The sequence below is a fragment of the Streptomyces sp. NPDC059452 genome, from assembly GCF_042750035.1.
In the GTDB taxonomy this organism is placed as follows: Bacteria; Actinomycetota; Actinomycetes; order Streptomycetales; family Streptomycetaceae; genus Streptomyces.
On sequence record NZ_JBHYVE010000035.1, the window covers coordinates 49,067 to 68,873 of the forward strand.

The window sequence follows — 19,807 nt, forward strand, 5'->3', positions numbered from 1 at the left end:
AGCACGCGCTCACGCGAGCACCTCGGACTTCCGGAGCGGGGCTTTTACGGGTACGGGCTCGGGTGCCGCCGCCAACAGGGCCCGGGTGTACGGGTCCTGGGGGTTCTCGCAGACGTCGTCGGCGCTGCCGGTCTCCACGATCCGGCCCTGGTGCATGACCGCGATGCGGTGGCTGACCTGCCGGACCACGGCGAGGTCGTGGGCGATGAAGACCAGGGCGAGCCCCAGATCGCGCTGGAGGTCGGTGAGCAGGCCGACGATCTGGGCCTGGACGGAGACGTCGAGCGCGGAGACGGGTTCGTCGCAGATCAGGACGGACGGACCGGGGGCGAGCGCGCGGGCGATGCCGATGCGCTGGCGCTGGCCGCCGGAGAAGGAGCGCGGATGCCGGTCCGCCACGGCCGGGTCGAGCCCGGCGAGGGTGAGCAGCTCCGCGACCCGGGCCTCCCGCTCGTCCCGGCCGCCCAGCCCGAAGGCGATCAGCGGTTCGGCGACGATCTGGCCGACCGTCATCCGGGGGTTGAGCGAGGCGTAGGGGTCCTGGAACACCATCTGGATCTGCCGGCGCACCGCGTGCAGCTCACGGCGCGAGGGCCGGGTGATGTCCTGGCCGCGCAGCCTGACCGTGCCGCCGTCGGAGGGATGGGCGTGGGCCAGGACCCGGGCCAGGGTGGACTTGCCGGAGCCGGACTCCCCCACGATGCCCAGGGTCTCCCCCTCGGCCAGCGTCAGCGACACCCCGTCGAGCGCGGTGAACCCGCCCCCGCGCACGCCCCGCCGCCGGTATGTCTTGCGCAGCCCGTCCGCCGTGAGGACCACGGCTCCGGGGGCGGGGCGGTCGATGCGGGCGGGCGGGGCGGGGGCGGGCAGGGGTTCGGTGCGCCCGGCGGCGGGCAGGCAGGCCGCCCGTACGCCGTCGGTGAGCGCGACCAGCGGGGGCACCCCCGTACGGCAGCGGTCCTCCACCAGGGTGCAGCGCTCGGCGAAGGCGCAGCCGTCCCCGAGGAGGGTGAGGTCGGGCGGGGAGCCGGGGATACCGGTGAGCCGGGTGCCGGAGGGCGAGGAGAGGCGCGGGACGGCGGCCAGGAGTCCGGCGGTGTACGGGTGGCGGGGGCGGGTGAGCACTTCGGCGGTCGGGCCGTCCTCGACGACCGTGCCGCCGTACATGACGAGGACGCGGGCGCAGGAGCGGGCGACGACGCCCATGTTGTGGGTGATGAGGACGAGGGCGGTGCCGGTCTCGCGGTTGAGGTCGGCGAGGAGGGCGAGGATCTGCTCCTGGACGGTGGCGTCGAGCGCGGTGGTCGGCTCGTCGGCGAGCAGGATGTCCGGCTCACCGGCCAGCGCCATCGCGATCAGGATGCGCTGACGCTGGCCGCCGGAGAACTGGTGCGGGTGGTCGTCGATACGGCGGTGGGGTTCGGGGATGCCGACCCGGTCGAGGAGTTCGACCGCGCGGGCCCGGCGGGCGGCCTTGTCCTGTCTGCCGTGGGCCCGCAGCACCTCGTCCAGGTGACGGCCGACGGTGAGCACCGGGTTCAGGGCCGTCATCGGGTCCTGGAAGATCATGCCGATCCGGGCGCCGCGCACCGCGCGCAGCTCCTCGGGGCTCGCGGCGGCGAGGTCCTGGCCGTCCAGCAGGACCGATCCGGTGGAGACGCGCCCGGTGCCGGGCAGCATCCGGGTCAGGGCGAGGGCGGTGGTGGACTTGCCGGAGCCGGACTCACCGACGACGGCCAGCGTCTCGCCCCGGCGCAGGGTGAAGGAGACCCCGCGCACGGCACGCAGCGCCGAGCCGTCGGGGGCGGTGAACTCGACGCCCAGGTCATGGACTTCGAGCAGTTCCCCGGCGGTCTTCCCCGGTATGAGGTCCTGGGGCTGGGCGGTCATCGGCGTACCTCCCGGTTGAGCGCCTCGGCGATGAGCGAGAGCCCGAGGACGAGCGCGGTCACGGTGATCAGCGGCCCGGCGGCGAAGTGCGGGGCCTGGGCGAGATAGGGCATGGACTGGCTCAGGACCGAGCCGAGCGTGGGCTCCGGCGGCCGGACGCCCACCCCGAGGAAGCTCATCGCGCCCTCGATGAAGACGGCGACGGTCAGCGAGACGGCGACCTGGACGATGAGCGGGTCCGCCGCGTTGGGCAGGATGTGCCGGACCAGCACCCGGGGGCCCGAACTGCCCCCGACCCGGGCGGCGGTGACGTACTCCCGCTCCCGCTGGACGAGGATCCCGCCGCGCAGCAGCCGCCCGAAGGCGGGGATCTCGGCAAGGGCGATGACCAGGACGACGGGGAGCCGGCCGGGGCCGAGGATGGCGGTCACGGCGAGCGCCAGGATCAGCCCCGGGAAGGCCAGGATGAGGTCGAAGATCCGCTGGACGAGGGTGTCGAGGACCGGGTGCGCGGCCGCCGCCAGGGCGAGCAGGCAGCCGAGGGCCGCGCCGATGGGGACGGCGATCGCGATGATGCCGAGGTCGGCGCGGATGCCGTACAGCACCCGGCTGAGCAGGTCACGGCCGAGGTCGTCGGTGCCGAGCGGGTGCCCGGGGGTGCCGACGCCCGCGAGGCTCAGTCCGCTCTGGTCGGTGGGCCCGTGCCCGGCGAGGAGCGGGGCCAGCAGACCGGCGAGGACGACCGCGCCGACGAGGACGAGACCGGTGCGGGCTCGGGCGGTGGAGAGGGCGGTGAGGTAGGGGTGGCGGGAGGTTCTGCGGGTCTTGCGGGGGCTGCCTCCCCGGGGGGCCTGTGCGGGTTTCCGCAGAGCTGCCGGGGAGGCCGGGGCGAGGTCGGGGGTCGAGGTCATGGCGGTGTCACTCCCACCTGATCCGGGGGTCGAGCCAGGCGTACACGAGGTCGGTGAGCAGCTGGACGACGACGAAGACGGCGACCAGGAGGAGCAGCAGGTCCTGGACGACCGGGTAGTCGCGGCGGCTGAGGCCCTGTTCGGCGAGCTGTCCGAGGCCCGGCCAGGCGAAGATCGCCTCGACGAGCACGGCCCCGCCGAGCAGGTGTCCGGTCTGCATGCCGAGCAGGGTGACGACGGGCGGGAGGGCGTTGGGCAGGGCGTGGCGCCACAGCAGCCGGCGGGGCGCCACCCCGGCGGCGGTGGCCGTACGGACGTAGTCCTCGGCCAGCGCGCGTTCGATCCCGTCCTTGAGGTAGCGGCCGAGCACGGCGGCGCTGGGGAGGGCGAGGCAGAGGGCGGGCAGGAGCAGGTACTGCGCGGCGAGGTCGGGGGCGCCGAGGAACGACACCCGCCCGCCGGGCGGCAGCACGCCGAGGACGACGGCGAACAGGATCACCAGCAGGACGCCGCTGACGAAGGGCGGTACGGCGAGGGCGGCGGTCGTCGTCACCCGGATCGCGCTGCGGACCCAGCCGCTGCGCGATGTGGCGCCGAGGATGCCGAAGGCCGTACCGAGCACGATGACGAACAGCAGGGCGGCCACGGTGAGTTCGACGGTGGCGCCGAGCCCGTCGCCGATCAGGTCGGCGACCTGGCCGCCGATCGCGTACGAGGGTCCCAGGTCGCCGGTGACCAGGGAGCCGATCCAGTGCGCGTACTGGGTGAGCAACGGCGCGTCCAGGCCGAGCCGTTCGCGGATCGCGGCGACGGTCGCCGCGTCCGCGTCGGGCCCGGCCAGCGAGGACGCCGGGTCGCCGGGGACGAGCCGGATGATGGTGAAGATCAGGAACGAGGCCGCGAGCAGGACGAGGAGGGCGGAGGGCAGCCGCCTCAGCAGGTAGCCGCGCATGTCACACCAGGTAGGCGTCGTCGAGGTTGAGATAGGAGAACTTGTTCAGGGCGACGCCGTGCAGCCGGTCGGCGTTGACCTGGACCTGGCCGCGTACGACGAGGTCGATGATGAACGCCTCGTCGAGCAGGATGCCGGAGATCTTCTCGTGCAGGGCGTTGGCCTCGGCCGCGTTCGTCCCGGGCTTCGTCCAGGCCTCCTGGACGACCTTCGTGTAGGTGGTGGAGCGGTACTTGGAGGTGTTCTTGGCCTCGTTGAACGGGTACGCGCTGACCGCGAGCGTGGAGGGCTGGACCTGGGCGAAGCCGTGGCCCATGGTCCACAGCGCCGGCATCTCCTGCGAGATCAGCTTCTTCTGCGCGGTGGCCCCGTCGGTCGGCTCCAGGGTGACGTGGACGCCGATCTGCTTGAGGTCGTACTGGATGGACTCCGCGATGGCCGTCTCGCCGGGCAGCCCGATGTGGAGCAGCGGCAGTTCGAGCTTGCTGTGCCCGGCGGACTTCAGCAGCTCGCGGGCCTTGCCGGGGTTGTGGGTGTAATGGGTGCGGTGGGCCTCGCTGAAGGCGGGCGAGGACTTGGGCCACGGAGCGGCGGAGGCGAGACCGTAACCGCCGAGGGTCTGCGCGAGGAGCCGGTCCCGGTCGATGGCCCAGGCGAGGGCCTGCCGGACGGTCTTGTCGCTCAGCGGGGCGACGGTGGTGTTGACGCCGAGGTAGATGGCGCCCGCCCCGGTGTCGTAGTTGGTGATCTTCAGCTTGGGGTCGCTCTTGATGACGCTCAGGCTCTTGCCCGGTACGCCGAAGGAGAGCTGGGACTGGCCGGAGCGCAGGGACGAGATCAGCGCGTCGGCCTGGGGTATCACCCGCAGCTCGACCCCGTCGAGGTAGGGGCGGTCCGGCAGCCAGTAGCTGTCGTTACGGGTCAGGCTCAGCCCGGAGCCGGGGCTCCACTTCTTCAGCCTGAACGGTCCGGTGCCGATGAGCTTCTTGCCGGTGACGGCGTCCTCGACGGTCTTCTCATCGGTGATGATCATGAACTCGAAGAGGTCGAAGAGGTTGTTGACCCGATGGGCGAGCTTCAGCACCAGCTCGTGGTCGCCGCGCTTCTCGAACCCGGTGATCGTGGCCGCCGTACTGCGCAACTGGGCGGCGCGCACCGGGTTCTGGAGGTTCTTCACCGCGAAGATGACGTCGTCCGCGGTGAAGGAACGGCCGTCGTGGAAGGTGACGTCGTCGCGCAGCTTCAGCGTGATGCTGCGCCCGTCCTCCGCGTACGTCCACGAGGTGGCGAGCTCCGGCTTGGGCGTGAGGTCGTCGTCGTAACGGGTCAGGGTGTTGTAGATCAGCCGCTGCTGGAGGGACTGGCCGCTCTGGGCGAAGAGCAGGGCGGGGGTGAAGTCGGCGTTGATGGCGAGGTTGAGAATGCCGCCGCGCTGGGGCTTGGCACCGGCACCGGTCTCCTGCGGAGCGGACGAGCTCTCCGAGACCGCCGAGCGGCAGCCCGTCAGGCCCAGTCCGAGCAGCAGGGCACTGCCGCCGCCGGCAAGCAGGGTGGAGCGCCGGGAAAGTCCGGTGGACGGGGACGGGGAGGGGTACAGCTCGGTCATCGAAGCCTGCCTGTGACAGTGAGGGACGGTGGGTGGGGCGGGTGGTGACACCTATTCGTTCCGCTGCGGGAGCAATTGAACGGAGACGCGTGTACAGGTGTCACCGGCGTGCGGAACGCGGTGGGATCGAGGAGTCAGCCCGTACGGGCCGGGGGCGGCCGGCCGGGAAAAGGGCCGGGCCCACCGGCGTACGGGAAGAAGGGGCGCTCAGGGCGCCGGGTCAGCGCAGGACCTGGTCCTGGGAGGAGCTCCGCGGAGGGAGCCCGTGGAACGCGGAGGGGTCCGGGTCAGCCGCGGACGGCACAGACCGCGCTGGCCTGTCGACAGAGGTCGACGTGCCTGCGGGAGATGAGGCGCATGTCCGGGTTCACGGGAGCAATATGACAGTGGCTTCGCCGGGCGGTCAACCTGGTCTGTCCGGATCTTGGTACGAAATCACCTCCTGCCCCATACGCGCGGCTACCGCTGGGAGGCCGCCAAAGGGCTTCTGAACAGGGGGTTCAGCGCGATCGTGCCCCCGGCGACGGGCAGTACGGTCATTCCGGCATGCGGACTGACGATCCGTTCGGGGTCCCCGCAGACATGCGAGAGATCGACTGCGGCGCCCCTGATCTCCTCCAGGTACTCCGGGTTGAGGAGGCTGGAGTGCTCGGTGACCACGACCAGGTCGGGGTTGAGGACGTCGAGCAGCAGGGCGGTCGCCCGGCCGACCGCGCGGGCCCGCTCGCGCAGCAGCCGGTCCGCCCGCCGGTCCCCGGCCGCCGCCGCGTCCACCAGCAGGAACACATCGGCCTCGGGCACGATCCCGCGCCGCACGGCGGTCCGGGCGACGGCCATGTTGGAGGCCGTCGCCTCCAGGCAGCCGGTCCGGCCGCAGGGGCAGGTGACCGTGGAGTCCGGTACGGGCAGGTGGGCGACGTCCCCCGCGCCGGAGCCCGGCCCCTGGTGGACCACCCCGGCGATGCCCAGGGCCGCGTCGACCACGTTGCCGATGAAGAGGTGGACCAGGCTGCGGCGGGCGGCGGGCCGGCCGAAGAGGATCTCGGACTGGGCGATGGCGCGGGCGTGATTGTCGATGCGTACGTCGATCCCGCCGAGGCCCCGGGAGAGTTCGGCGGCGAGCGGCCGCTGGTGCCAGCCGAGGGTGTCGTGCCGTACGGCTGTCCCGAGTGCGGGGTCCACCCATCCGCCGAGCGCGGCGCCGACCCCCAGGAGGTGGTGGTCCCCGGTGGTCTCGGCGAGGAAGGCGCGCAGCCCGGCGACGACCTCGCGCGAGAGGTCGCCGGGGGCGATGCCGTCGTGCGGGAAGGTGCGGCGGGCCAGCAGCCGGCCCCGTAGATCCAGCAGGCCGAACGTCGAACCCGGCACCCCGATGTGGACCCCGCCCGCCACCGGTCCGTCGCTCGCCCCGGTGTGCAGGTCGACCGGGATCTGCGGCCTGCCGACCCCGCTGCTCTCCACCCGTTCGGGCAGCTCACGGACGAGGCCGAGGCGGACCAGGTCGACGCACTGACGCGATACGGCGGCGGGGCTGAGGCCGGAGAGCTGGGCGATCGACCGGCGGGCGACGGGCCCGTGGTCGAGCACCGCGCGCAGCACCGTGGCGGCGTTGGCCTCGCGCCGGCCGTCACCGGTCGCGCGGGGGAGCTGGGCGGGCTGGGCGGGCTGGGCGGTGATCGTCCGAGGGAGCTGGGGGGCGGCAGTCATGGGGCCTTCCTTCGGTCCTGCGCCACGGGGGCACTCGCAACGTTACGGCGGCATGAAATTGCGCCGGGGCCCGCGCCCGGTTGTCGGGCGGGGTGGCCGACCTGTCCGAAATCGCAGGGAAAACCGCTGCTCAGAGGCGGTTTGACGGTGCGTTGCCGGACCGCGGCCGGGCCGTGTGCAAGCGCCGATTCAACCACCGTCCGACACCTCCCGGGGCACGGACGGGTGGTTGACGCGGGCCGAGGGGCGCTGGAATTCTCCGGGGCATGTTCGCGACGGCCGTTTCCGACGCGCGGCCCGCCCACGCCGGCCGCACCGCAGCGGCGCCCGGGTGTCCGCGCCGCTGTACCGCTGCCTGACCGGTCGCTTCTCCGGCCGCACCGCGCTTCCTCCTCCTCATGGGCCCCGCTTCACCCCTGGTTCTCCAGCGGGGGCCGATCTTCGCCCGAATTAATTTCGCTCCAAGATTAATCAATGGGGTGGACCGCACACACCCCGAACGTCCCGAAAGGAACCCCGCCATGTCCTCGGCAACCACCACCTCCACCCTCACCGTCCAGAAGGTCGGCGGCCGGCTCGGCGCCGTCATCTCCGGCGTCCGCCTCGGCGGGGACCTCTCCCCCGAGACCGTCGCCGGGATCCGGGCGGCGCTCCTCGCCAACAAGGTCGTCTTCTTCCGCGGCCAGGACCACCTGGACGAGGACAGCCACGAGGCGTTCGGCAAACTGCTCGGCACCCCGGTCGCCCACCCCACCGTGCCGTCCGCCGACGGCCGTTACTCCCTCGGCATCGACTCCGACCACGGCGGCCGGGCCAACCAGTGGCACACCGACGTCACCTTCGTCCCCGCCTACCCGGCCTTCTCCATCCTGCGCGCGATCGTCATCCCCCCGTACGGCGGCAACACGCTGTGGGCCAACACCGCCACCGCGTACGACGGGCTCCCCGAGCCGCTGCGGGTCCTGGCCGACTCCCTGCGCGCGGTCCACTCCAACGACTACGACTACGCGGCACTGCGCCCGCAGGCCGTGCCCGAGGCGCTGAAGCAGTACAAGGAGGTGTTCACGTCCACGAAGTTCCTCACCGAGCACCCGGTGGTGCGCGTCCACCCCGAGACCGGTGAGCGCACCCTGCTGCTGGGCAACTTCGTGCAGCGGATCGCGGGCCTCACGGGCCGCGACTCCCGTGCGCTCCTGGACCTGTTCCAGTCGCACATCGAGCGCCCGGAGAACACCGTGCGCTGGCAGTGGCAGGTCGGCGACGTGGCGATCTGGGACAACCGCGCCACCCAGCACTACGGGGTCGACGACTCCGACGCCCACGAGCGCAAGCTCCGCCGCGTCACCATCGACGGGGACGTGCCGGTGGGCGTGGACGGCCGCTCCTCCACGCTGATCTCGCCGGAGGAGGTGCCGGACCCGTCCTTCGGTATCGCGTCCGGAGCCTCCACGGCCGCCTGATCCCGCGCTCCGCAGGCCTCCCCTGCCATGCGCGCCCCGTACCCCGGGCGGTAGCGTCCTGAACAGGACGGACGCCCGGGGTACGGGCGTGGCACAAGGGGAAAGCGGGCCGGGTACGTGGAGAGCCACAGCGGAATCACCGTGCAGCGGGCGCTGGAGCTGCCGGGGCTGCGCGCGGGCCTCCCTGAGGTGGTGGCGGGCGCGGACCGGCTGACCCGCACCGTGCGCTGGGTGCACGCGGGCGAGGTGCCCAACATCGCCTCCCTCCTCAAGGGCGGCGAACTGCTCCTCACCACAGGGCTGGGCCTCGGCACCCGCCCCGCCGAACAGCGCGCGTTCGTCCGCCGCCTCGCCGACCGGGGGATCGCCGCCCTGGTGGTGGAGCTCGGCCCGCGCTTCAGCAGACTGCCCGCCTCCATCGTGGACGCGGCCCGCGCGGCCGGGCTGCCCCTGGTCCAGCTCCACCGCGAGGTGCCGTTCGTCGCGGTGACGGAGGAGGTGCACACCGAGATCGTCAACGGCCACTACGCGCTGCTCCAGCAGGCGGAGGAGGTGCACCGGCGCGCCACCCGGGCGCTGCTCGACGGGGGCGGAGTGCCGCAGGTCCTCGGCATCCTCGCCGACTTCACCGCCAACCCGGTCTTCCTGGAGACGCCGGACGGCCAGCTCCTGTACGCGGCGTCCACCGGCACGGGTCCGGTGGGCGCGGACCCGCTCCAGGTCTGGGAGGGGATGCGCGGCGACCGGGCGGCCCGGGAGTCCCCGCCGGTGGGTGCGGTCCTGGTGGACGTTCCGGGCGGCGGTCCGGACACCGGTGCCGTACGGGCCCGGCTGGTGCTGCTCGCCGTCTCGGGGCCGCTGGCGACCGTGCACCGGATGGCGGCGGAGCGGGCGGCGGGGCTGCTCGCGGTGGTCCTGATGCAGGCCCGGCAGGAGGAGGAGCTGGCGGCGCGGGGCCGGGGCGACTTCCTCACCGACCTCGCGGAGGGCCGGATCACCCCGGAGGACGCGCCCGCCCAGGCCCGGGTGCTCGGCTTCCGGCCCGGGGAGACCCCGCTGCTCCCGGTCGTGATGCGGCTGGCGCCCGAGTTGTCCCCCTCGGGCAACTGGGCGCTGCTGGCCCGCGCGGTGCTGGAGGAGCTGGCCTCGGTCGGCGTACCGGTGCTGCTGGGCGTACGGCCCGTGGAGGGGCGGGTTCCGCTGCTGCTCGGGCTGCGTTCGGAGGGCGAGCGGTCGGCGGTCGCGGACCGGGTGGCGGCGGCGCTGCGGGCGGGCGTGGCCCGGGCGGGTCTCGACCGCGCGGGCTCGCAGCCTCCGGTGGTCGTGGTCGGCGTCGCGGGCGGCTGGGCGGCGGCGGGCGCGGGGCTGCGGCACGCCTCGGAGACGGCGACCGCGGCGCAGGGGCTGGACGACCGGCCCTGGTACGACGCCCGGCGGCTCGACATCGACCTGCTGCTGTGGCGGCTGCGGGACCATCCGGACCTGGCCGCGTTCGTGAACCGGGCGATCGGTCCGCTGCGTGAGCACGACCGCACCTCGCGCCCGCCGCTGCTGCCGACGCTCCAGGCGTATCTGGCCCACGCGGGCCGCAAGGCGGAGACCGCGCGCGAGCTGCACCTCAACCGCCAGACGCTCTACAACCGGCTGGCCCGGATCGGCGAGCTGCTGGGCACGGACCTGGACGACCCGCAGACGGTCCTGGCCCTGAGCCTGGCCCTACGGGCCCGCCGCCACACAACGTAGGCCAGCACCCGCCACCGCACCACGCAGATCAGCAACCACACAGCTCAACGACCCCACGGGGACGGCTGCGCCAACTCGTCGTACACGCTGAGGACATGGGCGATGGTGTCGTCCTCGGTGGGCCAGCCCGCCGCCTGCTCCCGCCCGGCCTCGGCGAGCCGCGCGCGCCGCCCGGGGTCCCCCAGCAGCCGCACGACGGTCCGGGCGAGCGCTTCCGCGTTGCCGTACGGCACCAGTTCGGCGGCCTCACCCACGAGTTCGGCCACACCGCCGACCTCGCTCGCGACCAGCGGCACCCCGAGGCGCAGCGCCTCCTGTGCCAGCAGGGAGCGCCCTTCCCAGCGGCTGGGCAGTACGGCCAGGTCGGCGGCGGCGAGCAACTCGCCCACGTCGTCCCGGCATCCGATGAGCCGGACGGGCAACTCCTCGTTCCTGATCCGCTGTTGGAGTGCGTCCCGGTCGCGCCCCTCCCCAGCGATGACGAGCAGGGGTACGGGGTCGAGTCCGCGCCAGACGCGGGCGGCGTCCAGCAGGGTGCCGAAGCCGTGGTGCGGCACGAGGCTGCCGACGGCCATCAGCAACGGCCGCTCCACCGCCCCCAGTTCGGCCCGTGCCTTGCCGTCGTGCAGGGCCCCGGCCGAGCGCGGTACGGGTGCGGCGGCCGGGGCGAGCCGCGCATCCCGGGCCCCTCGCCTCCGCGCCCGGTCCACCAGGTCGGACGAAGGAGCGAGGACAACGGCCGCCGCCCGTACGGCTCTTCGCTCCAGCAGGTGCAGGATCTGACGGCGGGCCCCCTCGGCGTACCGGCGGGTGTGCCAGGTCATCACCAGCGGCACGGTCCGCCCGCTCAGGGCGAGCGCGGTACGTGCGGCGGCGTGCAGCCCGTGGGCGTGAACCACGTCGGCCCCCGTGCAGGCGGCGCGCAGCGCGGCGACGGCGGCCGGGTCGCTGCGCCGGGGCACCGGCAGGAACCGGGCCCCGGTGGCCGTGAAGTCGTAGGCGTGGTCCACGGCGGCCGGGGCGCAGACGGTGACCTGCACCCCGCGCGCCACCAGTCCGGCGGCCAGCGAACTGACGTGCGCGCTGCTGCCCGCACTGCCGCCGCCCAGGACTTGGACCGTACGCAGTTGTGACACGTTGATTGGCTCCCGGGGTCCCCGAGTCGGCGGTAAGTACAGCGCCAAGGATGCCAGCCCGTACGCGCGTTCCGGCACTGCCGGAACGTTGCTGCCGGGCCCGCACCGACAACCGACCGGACGCCACCACTCTTACAGGTGAATTCAGAGGCGCGAAGTTGCCGCCGCGCAGGTGTTCCCGCCCATCACCCCGCAGCCCCCACCACGTTCCTCAGCACCCCCGAGGCACCCCGTGCGACTCCACTGACCCGCTCCCCGTTCACCGCGGCCACGACCAGCCCGGCAGCCAGGGTGGCACGCCCCGTACGGCCCCCGGGACACCCACCACACCGGGCCGGACCGACCCCCAGCGCGGCCCCGAGTCCATGGGCCCCGGTGTCCCCGAGCACGGCCGCGGGACCGGCGTACAGGGTGACCGTCCGGCCCGCGTGACTGGTCCGCAGCCAGGCGGGGTCCGTACGGCGGCTGAGCACTCCGTACAGCCCCACACCGACAAGACCTGCGACAACGCGACGGCCCTGCTCACGCTCGTACCCATGGAGGAAGCCCAGACACGCGTACGGGGCCGGACGGGAGACCCCCGCCCGGCCCCGTACACCTCGTCAACCGTCCTTGCGCGCCGTCTCCAACAGTTCCTCCGCATGGGCGCGGGCCGTCTCGGAGTCCTCCTGGCCGGCCAGCATCCGGGACAGCTCCCGTACCCGGTCCTCGCCCTCCAGGACGGTGACCCCGCTCCGGGTCACCGAGCCGTCCACGGTCTTCTCGACCAGGAGCTGCCGGTCGGCGAAGGCCGCCACCTGGGGCAGGTGCGTCACGACCACCACCTGCGCGGACCGGGCGAGCTTGGCCAGGCGCCGCCCGACCTCGACCGCCGCCTTGCCGCCGACCCCCGCGTCGACCTCGTCGAAGAGGTACGTGGGCACCGGGTCGGAGCCCGCGAAGACGACCTCCACCGCGAGCATCACCCGGGACAGCTCACCGCCCGAAGCGCCCTTGGCGATCGGCCGGGGCTGGGCCCCCGGGTGCGGGGCGAGCAGCAGCTCCACCTCGTCCGCGCCCGAAGGGCCGTAGACGACGCTCCGCCCGCCGATGTCGATACCGGACGCCTCGTCGGCCGCCTCGGTCTGCCGGATGGCGAAGGAGACCCGGGCGTGCGGCATGGCGAGCGAGGCCAGTTCCTCGGTCACCGCCTCCGCGAACCGGGCGGCGGCCTCCGTACGGGCGTCGGTCAACGCCTGGCCCAGTACGGAGAGTTCGGTGCGCAGCGCGTCCCGCTCGGCCGTCAGCTCGCCGATCCGCTCGTCGTCGCCCTCCAGCTCGGTGAGCCGGCCCGCCCCTTCCTGCGCCCAGGCGAGCACGGCCGCGATGTCCTCACCGTACTTACGGGTCAGAGTGGTGAGCGCCGCCCGGCGCTCCTCCACGGCGGCCAGCCGCAGCGGATCGGCCTCCAACTGGTCGGCGTACCCGGCCAGCTCGCCCGAGACGTCCGCGATCAGGATGGAGATCTCCCCGATCCGGTCGGCCAGCGCGGCCAGCGCCGGGTCGTGGGCCCGGACCCCGTCCAGCGCCTGCCCGGCCGCGGCGACCACGGTGGTCGCGTCGACGCTCTCCGGGTCCTCCGGGTTCCCCGCCAGCGCGGTGTGCGCGAGGGAGGCGGCGGAGGCGAGGGCCTCCGCGTGGCCGAGCCGCTCCGCCTCGGCGGCCAGCTCGGCGTCCTCCCCCGGCAACGGCTCGACGGCCGCGACCTCGTTCAGCCCGAACCGCAGCAGATCCGCCTCCTGGGCCCGCTCCCGGGCCCGGGTGGTCAGCTCCTCCAGGGTCGCGGCGACGGCCCGCAGCCGCCGGTAGGCCGCCGCGTACTTCGCATGCGGGACCTCCACACCGGCCCCCGCGTACCGGTCCAGCGCCTGCCGCTGCCGCGCGGGCTTGAGCAGGCCCTGCTGGTCGGTCTGGCCGTGCACGGCGACCAGCTCGTCCGCGAGCTCGGTGAGGACCCCCACCGGCACGGATCTGCCGCCGAGATTGGCCCGTGAGCGTCCTTCCGCCGAAACGGTACGGCTGATGAGCAGCGCACCGTCGTCGAGTTCCGCCCCGGCCTCCTCGGCCCGCAGCGCCGCCGCGTCGCCCTCGGACACCGTGATCCTGCCCTCGACGACCGCGGCCTTGGCCCCGACCCGTACGAGGGCGGGGTCCGCGCGCCCGCCGAGCAGCAGCCCGAGGCTCGTGACGACCATGGTCTTGCCCGCGCCGGTCTCACCCGTCACCGCGGTGAAACCGGGTGACAGCTCCACCACCGCGTCGTCGATGACTCCGAGCGACCGTATCCGCATCTCCTCCAACACGGACATGACCTTACGAGGTTCCGAGGCGGACGCGCGACGGCCCCCGCTCCCGGATTCACTCTCCCGGGTAGGCCAGGGCCGTCGGACCCCCTCGGCGACCGTCAGTGGGGCGCGCCCCGCCACCCCGAGACGGGCAGCGCGAACTTCGCCACCAGCCGGTCCGTGAACGAGGCCTGGTGCAGCCGCGCCAGCCGTACGGGCACCGCCCCGCGCCGCACCTCGACCCGCGCTCCGGCGGGCAGCTCCACGGTCCGCCGGCCGTCGCACCAGAGCACCCCGTGCGGGGTGTGCGGCTGGACCTCGACGGCGAGGACGGAGGTCGGGGAGGTCACCAAGGGCTTGGCGAACAGGGCGTGGGCGCTGATCGGGACCATCAGCAGCGCCTCCACCTCGGGCCAGACGACGGGCCCGCCCGCCGAGAAGGCGTACGCGGTCGAACCGGTCGGGGTCGCGCAGACGATCCCGTCGCAGCCGAACCCGGTCACCGGCCGCCCGTCGATCTCCAGGACGACTTCGAGCATCCGCTCGGGCGACACCTTCTGCACGGCCGCCTCGTTGAGCGCCCAGTCGGTGTGGACGATGTCACCGTTGCTGTGCACGAGGACGTCGATCGTCATGCGCTCCTCGACGTCGTAGTCGCGGGTGACGACCCGCGAGACCACCTTGTCGAGGTCGTCGCGCTCGGCCTCGGCGAGGAAGCCGACGCGGCCCAGGTTGACGCCGAGCATCGGCACCCCGGAGGCGCGGGAGAACTCCGCGCCGCGCAGCAGGGTGCCGTCACCGCCGAGGACGATCAGCAGCTCGCAGCCGTCCACGGCGGCGGGCGAGGTGTCGGTCACCGTCTCCACGGCGTCCGGGAGCGGCAGATCGGCCGCCTCGGTCGCCAGGACCCGTACGCCGAGCCCGTTGCGCAGCAGCCCCTGGACGACGAGCTCCGCACTGCGGATCGCGGCCGGGCGGCCGGTGTGCGCCAGAAGAAAGACTGTTCGTGCCGCATTCGTCGTCACGTTCGTCGCCACATTCGTCGTCAACGAGGCCCCTCCGCCACTGCACGGTCGACATCCGCGGGATCCAGCTCAGGTGCACCGGCCCGCAGCCACAGAAAATATTCGACGTTCCCCGAGGGGCCGGGCAGCGGACTGGCCGTCACCCCCCGCACCCCGAGGCCGAGTCCCCAGGCCCGGCGCGCCACTTCACGTACCGCCTCGGCACGCAGCTCCGGGCTCCGCACCACTCCGCCGCTGCCGAGCCGCTCCTTGCCCACCTCGAACTGCGGCTTGACCATGAGGACCAGGTCCGCGTCGGGCGCCGCGCACCGGGCCAGAGCGGGCAGCACGAGCCCGAGCGGAATGAAGGACAGATCCCCCACCACCAGGTCCACCGCCTCTCCGCCGATGTCCTCCGACGTCAACTCCCGTACGTTGGTACGGTCCTTGACGACGACGCGTTCATCCGACCGGAGCGACCAGGCGAGCTGCCCGTACCCGACGTCGACGGCGACGACCTGCCGGGCCCCGGCCCGCAGCAGCACATCGGTGAACCCGCCGGTGGACGCACCCGCGTCCAGCGCCCGCCGCCCCTCGACGGCCAGCCCCAGCGGGACGAAGGCGGCGAGCGCCCCAGCCAGCTTGTGGCCGCCGCGCGAGACGTACTCGGGGTCGTCGTCGTCCTTGGTCACGACGATCGCGGCGGCGGTCTCGACCTGGGTGGCGGGTTTGGTCGCGGTGGTCCGGCCGACGGTGACCCGGCCCGCGGCGATCAGCTGACTCGCGTGCTCGCGCGAGCGGGCGAGCTTGCGGCGTACCAGCTCGGCGTCGAGGCGGCGACGTGCCACTCCTGCCACGTTCGGTTCAGCTCCTGTGGTCGTGCGTGTCGTACGCGGGCGGGGTTACGGGCCTGGGCCCGGGTGCGGGGGTGGGTGCGGCGGCCGGACGGGCGTCCAGCGAGGTCAGCGCGTCCTTGAGCCCACGGTGTACATCCTCGTACACCTCGGTGTGCCCGTCCGCCGGGAGGTGGTCCGCATCGGCCAGCCGCTCCAGCAGGGCATCGACCTCGGCCCGGCCGGTGGGGGTGCGCTCCACCCCCAGGGGCGCGGGCTCGGCGGGCTCGAAGGAGGGCGCGCCGGCCTCCGGCCCGTCCCCCGGCAGGTCCGGCTCCCCGGTCACCGGTCCATCGCCCGGTCTGTCCGGCTCCCCGGGCGTGCTCACGGGCGGCACCTCCGCCTCCGGCATCCAGTCGCTCATGCCGAAACGCTACCGCGACGGGCCGGTGTACCGTCGAGCACGATGGCGACCATGGCGGAGTGCCGCAGCGCACTCGACAAACTTTCCGACAACCTCGCGACGGCCGAGGGCGACGTGCGCAGCGCCGCGTCCCTCGACCGCTCGCTGAGCTGTCACATCAAGGACCTCGACATCACGTTCACCGGCCGCCTGGCCGATGGCCGGATCCGGGTGCAGGACACGATCGAGGGCCCGCCCCGAGAGAAGGCCGAGATCCGGCTCGCGATGACGGGCGACGATCTGGTGTCCCTGGTGGACGGCGACCTGAACTTCGCGAAGGCGTGGGCATCGGGCCGCGTACGCCTGGAGGCGGGCTTCAGGGACCTGCTGAAGCTGCGATCGCTGCTGTAGCACCATCAAGCCCGTCCGGCGATTGAGGACAAAGCGCCCGGCAAGGGCGCCACCCGCACTCGCCCACCACCCTCAGGCAGCGACCTTGCGCGCCTTCCGGGCCGCGGGCACGACCAGCGGCGTCCCGGTCTCCGGATCGTCGATCACCTGACACCGCATCCCGAACACCCGCTCCACCAGCTCCGCGTCGACCACGTCCGACGGCGCCCCCTCCGCGACGATCTCCCCGTCCCGCATCGCGATGAGATGCGTGGCGTACCGCGCGGCATGGTTCAGATCGTGGAGTACGGCGACGAGCGTGCGCCCCTGCGTCTCGTGCAGCTCCGCACAGAGGTCGAGGACATCGATCTGGTGCTGGATGTCGAGATACGTCGTCGGCTCGTCGAGCAGGAGAAGCGGCGTCTGCTGGGCCAGGGCCATGGCGATCCAGACCCGCTGGCGCTGACCGCCGGAGAGTTCGTCGACATAGCGGTCGGCCAGGCCGTCCACACCGGTCGACTCCATGGACTCCTGGACCACCCGCTCGTCCTCCGGCGACCACTGCCGCAGCAGCCCCTGGTGGGGGTAGCGGCCCCGGGCGACGAGGTCGGCGACCGTGATGCCGTCGGGCGCGATGGAGGACTGCGGCAGCAGCCCCAGCGTCCGGGCGACCTTCTTCGCGGGCAGCTGGTGGATGATCTGCCCGTCGAGCAGCACCTGCCCCCGGCTCGGCTTCAGCATCCGGGCGAGCGAGCGCAACAGCGTCGATTTGCCGCAGGCGTTGGGCCCGACGATCACGGTGAAGGAGTTGTCGGGTATCTCGACCGAGAGATCCTCGGCGATGACCCGCTGGTCGTAGCCGAGGGTCACCGATTCTGCGGTGAGGCGCTGCATGGTCGTACTCCCGGAGTCAGAGGGTGTCCGGCGGATCAGGGCCGGGCAGACCTCCGACCAACACCAAGTTAGGTTAGCCTATCTTCCTCCTGGCACCCCTGACCCCGGGTCCCGGGCGGCTACAGCCCGAGCGCGGCGACGGCCTTGCCCGTGTCCAGCCCGAACGCCCCGTCCCCGGCGAAGGTCCACGCGGCACCGCAGAGCGCCCGCAGCCCGTCCAGCGGGTCCCCCTCGCCCTCCAGGACCAGCTCCTCCCCGTCACGTACGACCGCGGTCCACCCCCCGCACCGGAAGACGCCGCCCGCGTCCGTCACCTCGGGCTGCCCGGTGAGCAGCCCCCGCAGGTCCCGGTCCACATAGGTCGGCCGGTGCTGCGGCGGGGCGGCGAGCAGCCGGGCCGCGTCCGTCACCCCGGTCAGCACGAGCAGCGAGTCCACGCCCCCGTTGAACGCGCCCTCGATGTCCGTGTCCAGCCGGTCCCCGACGACGAGCGGCCGCTCCGCCCCGGTCCGCAGCACGGTCTCCCGGTGCATCGGCGGCAACGGCTTGCCCGCGACCTGCGGTTCGGCTCCGGTGGCGATCCGTACGACCTCCACGGCGGCGCCGTTGCCGGGCGCGATGCCGCGGGCACCCGGAATGGTCAGGTCGGTGTTGGACGCGTACCACGGCAGCCCGCGCGCGACGGCGTAACTCGCCTCGGCGAACCGCCCCCACGCCAGCTCCGGCCCCCCGTACCCCTGGACCACGGCCACCGGCCCGTCGTCCGCCGACTCCACCGGCACCAGACCGCGCTCCCGCAGGGCGACCCGCAGCCCTTCGCCGCCGACGACCAGCACCCGGGACCCGGCGGGCAGCTGGTCGGCCATCAGCCGGGCGACCGCCTGGGCCGAGGTGATCACGTCGGCGGCCTCGGCGGGCACACCGAGCTCCGTCAGGTGCTCCGCCACCGCGTCCGGCGTGCGCAGGGCGTTGTTGGTGACGTACGCGAGGTGCATCCCGCCGTCCCGCGCGGTGGTCAGCGACTCCACGGCGTGGACGATCGCCTCGCCCCCCGCGTACACCACCCCGTCCAGGTCGAGCAGAGCCGTGTCGTAGGCCGCGCTCAGCGCCGCGCTGCTCCCCGAGGGGCGGTACCTGTCCTGCTGCTGGCTCATATCGGCTCTGCTCCTCATCCGTGAATCTCCCCCGATCATCGCGCATGCCCGGTGCACACATACGATGCTCAAATGAACACTTCAGGTCCCGATGAGCAGGGGCTGCGGCTGATCCCGTTCCGCGGACTGCGTTACGTCCCCGAGCGGGTCGGCAGCCTCGCCGCGGTGACCTCGCCCCCGTACGACGTGGTCGTCCGGCCCGACGGTCTGCACCACCTGGAATCGGCGGACCCGCACAACATCGTGCGCCTCATCCTCCCCCAGGCGGACACCGCCGGGGACCGGCACCGGCAGGCGGCGAGGACGCTGGAGCGCTGGCTGACCGAGGGCGTCATCGCCCCGGACCCGACGCCCGCGCTGTACGTCTACGAGCAGCGCAACGACCAGATCCTCCAGCGCGGCCTGATCGGCGCCCTGGCCCTCTCCCCCGCCGCCGAGGGCATCGTCCTGCCGCACGAGGACGTCATGGATGACGTCGTCGCGGACCGCGCGGAGCTGATGCGCACGATGCAGGCCCACCTGGAGCCGCTGCTGCTGACCTACCGCAGCGACGGCACCCGGGACCGGGAAGGCGCGGCGGAGGTCATCGAGCGCACGGCCGAGCGCCCCCCGCTGCTCTCCACCACGACGGAGGACGGGTTCCACCACCGCCTCTGGGCGGTCACCGACCCGGCCGAGCGCACCGCGATCGAGACGGACCTGGCCCACCACCAGGCCCTGATCGCCGACGGCCACCACCGCTGGGCCACCTACCTCCGGCTCCAGCGGGAGCGGACCGCCCCGGGCCCCTGGGACTTCGGCCTGGTCCTGCTCGTCGACACGACCCGCCACCCGCTCCAGGTCCGCGCGATCCACCGGCTCCTGCGGGGCCTGCCGGTGGCCCGGGCGCTCGAAGGACTCTCGGGCCTCTTCCGGATCCGTACGGTGGAAGGCCCGCTCCCCCGCGCGCTCGACGCCCTGGCCGGTGCGGCGGCGGAGGGCAACGCGTTCCTCCTCGCAGGCGACGGCGGCTTCCACCTGGTGGACCGCCCGGACCCGGCCCTGCTGGCCCGTACGATCCGGACGGACCGCCCCGAGGCGTGGCGCACGCTGGACGCGACGGTCCTTCACTCGGCGCTGCTCGACGAGGTCTGGCGGATCCCCGACGCCCCCGAACACATCGGCTACATCCACGACACCGAGGCAGCCGTCGAACAGGCGGAACGGCTCGGCGCCACGGCGGTGCTCATGCACCCGGTACGCGAAGAGGTCGTCCGGGACCTGGCCAGGCAGGGCGTCACCATGCCCCGTAAGTCGACATCGTTCGGCCCGAAGCCGGCGACGGGCCTGGTCATGCGGAGCCTGGCGCTCGACTGAGGAAACCGGTCGGCGCAGGAGAGAGGGGCGGTACTCCCTGGGGA

General features: G+C 73.3%; 17 protein-coding genes. 4 read left to right on the forward strand and 13 right to left on the reverse strand.

From position 1 onward, the window contains the following. Window positions 1-9: 9 nt before the first annotated feature. The 6 genes from ACFW9Z_RS31885 to ACFW9Z_RS31910 all read right to left on the reverse strand — a co-directional run bounded on the left by ACFW9Z_RS31885 (window position 10) and on the right by ACFW9Z_RS31910 (window position 7,066). On the reverse strand, window positions 10-1,890 hold the full coding sequence (locus ACFW9Z_RS31885) for an ABC transporter ATP-binding protein (protein ID WP_384646239.1): 1,881 nt from the start codon (window positions 1,888-1,890) through the stop codon (window positions 10-12). Beyond that, window positions 1,887-2,801 (reverse strand): ABC transporter permease, encoded by a 915-nt coding sequence (locus tag ACFW9Z_RS31890; RefSeq protein WP_384646241.1) that lies wholly within the window; start codon window positions 2,799-2,801, stop codon window positions 1,887-1,889. Before ACFW9Z_RS31890 ends, ACFW9Z_RS31885 begins: the two co-directional genes overlap by 4 nt. 7 nt (window positions 2,802-2,808) lie before the next feature. Next, entirely contained in the window at window positions 2,809-3,753 is a 945-nt protein-coding gene (locus ACFW9Z_RS31895) for an ABC transporter permease (protein ID WP_384646244.1), read from the reverse strand. 1 nt (window position 3,754) lies between these two features. Next, window positions 3,755-5,359: an ABC transporter substrate-binding protein gene (locus ACFW9Z_RS31900; RefSeq protein WP_384646246.1), complete on the reverse strand. Its 1,605-nt coding sequence runs from the start codon at window positions 5,357-5,359 to the stop codon at window positions 3,755-3,757. Between the two features lie 287 nt (window positions 5,360-5,646). Further along, window positions 5,647-5,718 (reverse strand): putative leader peptide, encoded by a 72-nt coding sequence (locus tag ACFW9Z_RS31905; RefSeq protein ID WP_311597362.1) that lies wholly within the window; start codon window positions 5,716-5,718, stop codon window positions 5,647-5,649. Between the two features lie 100 nt (window positions 5,719-5,818). Then, complete coding sequence (locus ACFW9Z_RS31910) at window positions 5,819-7,066, reverse strand: ROK family protein (RefSeq protein ID WP_384646248.1); 1,248 nt, start codon at window positions 7,064-7,066, stop codon at window positions 5,819-5,821. A 521-nt stretch (window positions 7,067-7,587) separates the two neighbouring features. On the opposite strand from ACFW9Z_RS31910, the gene ACFW9Z_RS31915 reads away from it, so the two are divergent. After that, window positions 7,588-8,526 carry a TauD/TfdA dioxygenase family protein gene (locus tag ACFW9Z_RS31915; protein ID WP_384646250.1) on the forward strand — a complete coding sequence of 313 codons (939 nt, stop codon included), beginning with the start codon at window positions 7,588-7,590 and terminating at the stop codon, window positions 8,524-8,526. A gap of 117 nt (window positions 8,527-8,643) precedes the next feature. Further along, the gene (locus ACFW9Z_RS31920; RefSeq protein WP_384646252.1) at window positions 8,644-10,269 is read left to right on the forward strand and encodes a PucR family transcriptional regulator; all 1,626 of its coding nucleotides are present in this window, start codon (window positions 8,644-8,646) and stop codon (window positions 10,267-10,269) included. A gap of 44 nt (window positions 10,270-10,313) precedes the next feature. Here the strand turns inward: ACFW9Z_RS31920 and ACFW9Z_RS31925 are convergent, their stop codons facing one another. The 5 genes from ACFW9Z_RS31925 to ACFW9Z_RS31945 form a co-directional block, all read right to left on the reverse strand. Then, on the reverse strand, window positions 10,314-11,405 hold the full coding sequence (locus ACFW9Z_RS31925) for a glycosyltransferase family 4 protein (protein WP_384646254.1): 1,092 nt from the start codon (window positions 11,403-11,405) through the stop codon (window positions 10,314-10,316). 602 nt (window positions 11,406-12,007) lie between these two features. After that, a complete protein-coding gene (gene recN, locus ACFW9Z_RS31930) occupies window positions 12,008-13,753 on the reverse strand; it encodes a DNA repair protein RecN (RefSeq protein WP_384646256.1) in 1,746 nt (581 codons plus the stop codon). A gap of 95 nt (window positions 13,754-13,848) precedes the next feature. After that, window positions 13,849-14,754: an NAD kinase gene (locus tag ACFW9Z_RS31935; RefSeq protein WP_384646258.1), complete on the reverse strand. Its 906-nt coding sequence runs from the start codon at window positions 14,752-14,754 to the stop codon at window positions 13,849-13,851. Window positions 14,755-14,774: 20 nt separating this feature from the next. Then, entirely contained in the window at window positions 14,775-15,590 is an 816-nt protein-coding gene (locus ACFW9Z_RS31940; RefSeq protein WP_384646260.1) for a TlyA family RNA methyltransferase, read from the reverse strand. A gap of 7 nt (window positions 15,591-15,597) precedes the next feature. Continuing rightward, entirely contained in the window at window positions 15,598-15,990 is a 393-nt protein-coding gene (locus ACFW9Z_RS31945) for a hypothetical protein (RefSeq protein ID WP_384646263.1), read from the reverse strand. Window positions 15,991-16,032: 42 nt separating this feature from the next. On the opposite strand from ACFW9Z_RS31945, the gene ACFW9Z_RS31950 reads away from it, so the two are divergent. Beyond that, window positions 16,033-16,380, forward strand: coding sequence for an SCP2 sterol-binding domain-containing protein (locus ACFW9Z_RS31950; protein ID WP_384646265.1), 348 nt, complete (start codon window positions 16,033-16,035; stop codon window positions 16,378-16,380). A 72-nt stretch (window positions 16,381-16,452) separates the two neighbouring features. On the opposite strand, the gene ACFW9Z_RS31955 is transcribed toward ACFW9Z_RS31950, so the two are convergent. Together ACFW9Z_RS31955 and ACFW9Z_RS31960 are read right to left on the reverse strand one after the other, a co-directional pair. Further along, window positions 16,453-17,253 carry an ABC transporter ATP-binding protein gene (locus ACFW9Z_RS31955; RefSeq protein WP_384646267.1) on the reverse strand — a complete coding sequence of 267 codons (801 nt, stop codon included), beginning with the start codon at window positions 17,251-17,253 and terminating at the stop codon, window positions 16,453-16,455. A gap of 119 nt (window positions 17,254-17,372) precedes the next feature. Beyond that, window positions 17,373-18,407 (reverse strand): HAD-IIA family hydrolase, encoded by a 1,035-nt coding sequence (locus ACFW9Z_RS31960; RefSeq protein ID WP_384646270.1) that lies wholly within the window; start codon window positions 18,405-18,407, stop codon window positions 17,373-17,375. A 72-nt stretch (window positions 18,408-18,479) separates the two neighbouring features. On the opposite strand from ACFW9Z_RS31960, the gene ACFW9Z_RS31965 reads away from it, so the two are divergent. After that, entirely contained in the window at window positions 18,480-19,763 is a 1,284-nt protein-coding gene (locus ACFW9Z_RS31965; RefSeq protein ID WP_384646272.1) for a DUF1015 family protein, read from the forward strand. The last annotated feature ends 44 nt before the right edge of the window (window positions 19,764-19,807 follow it).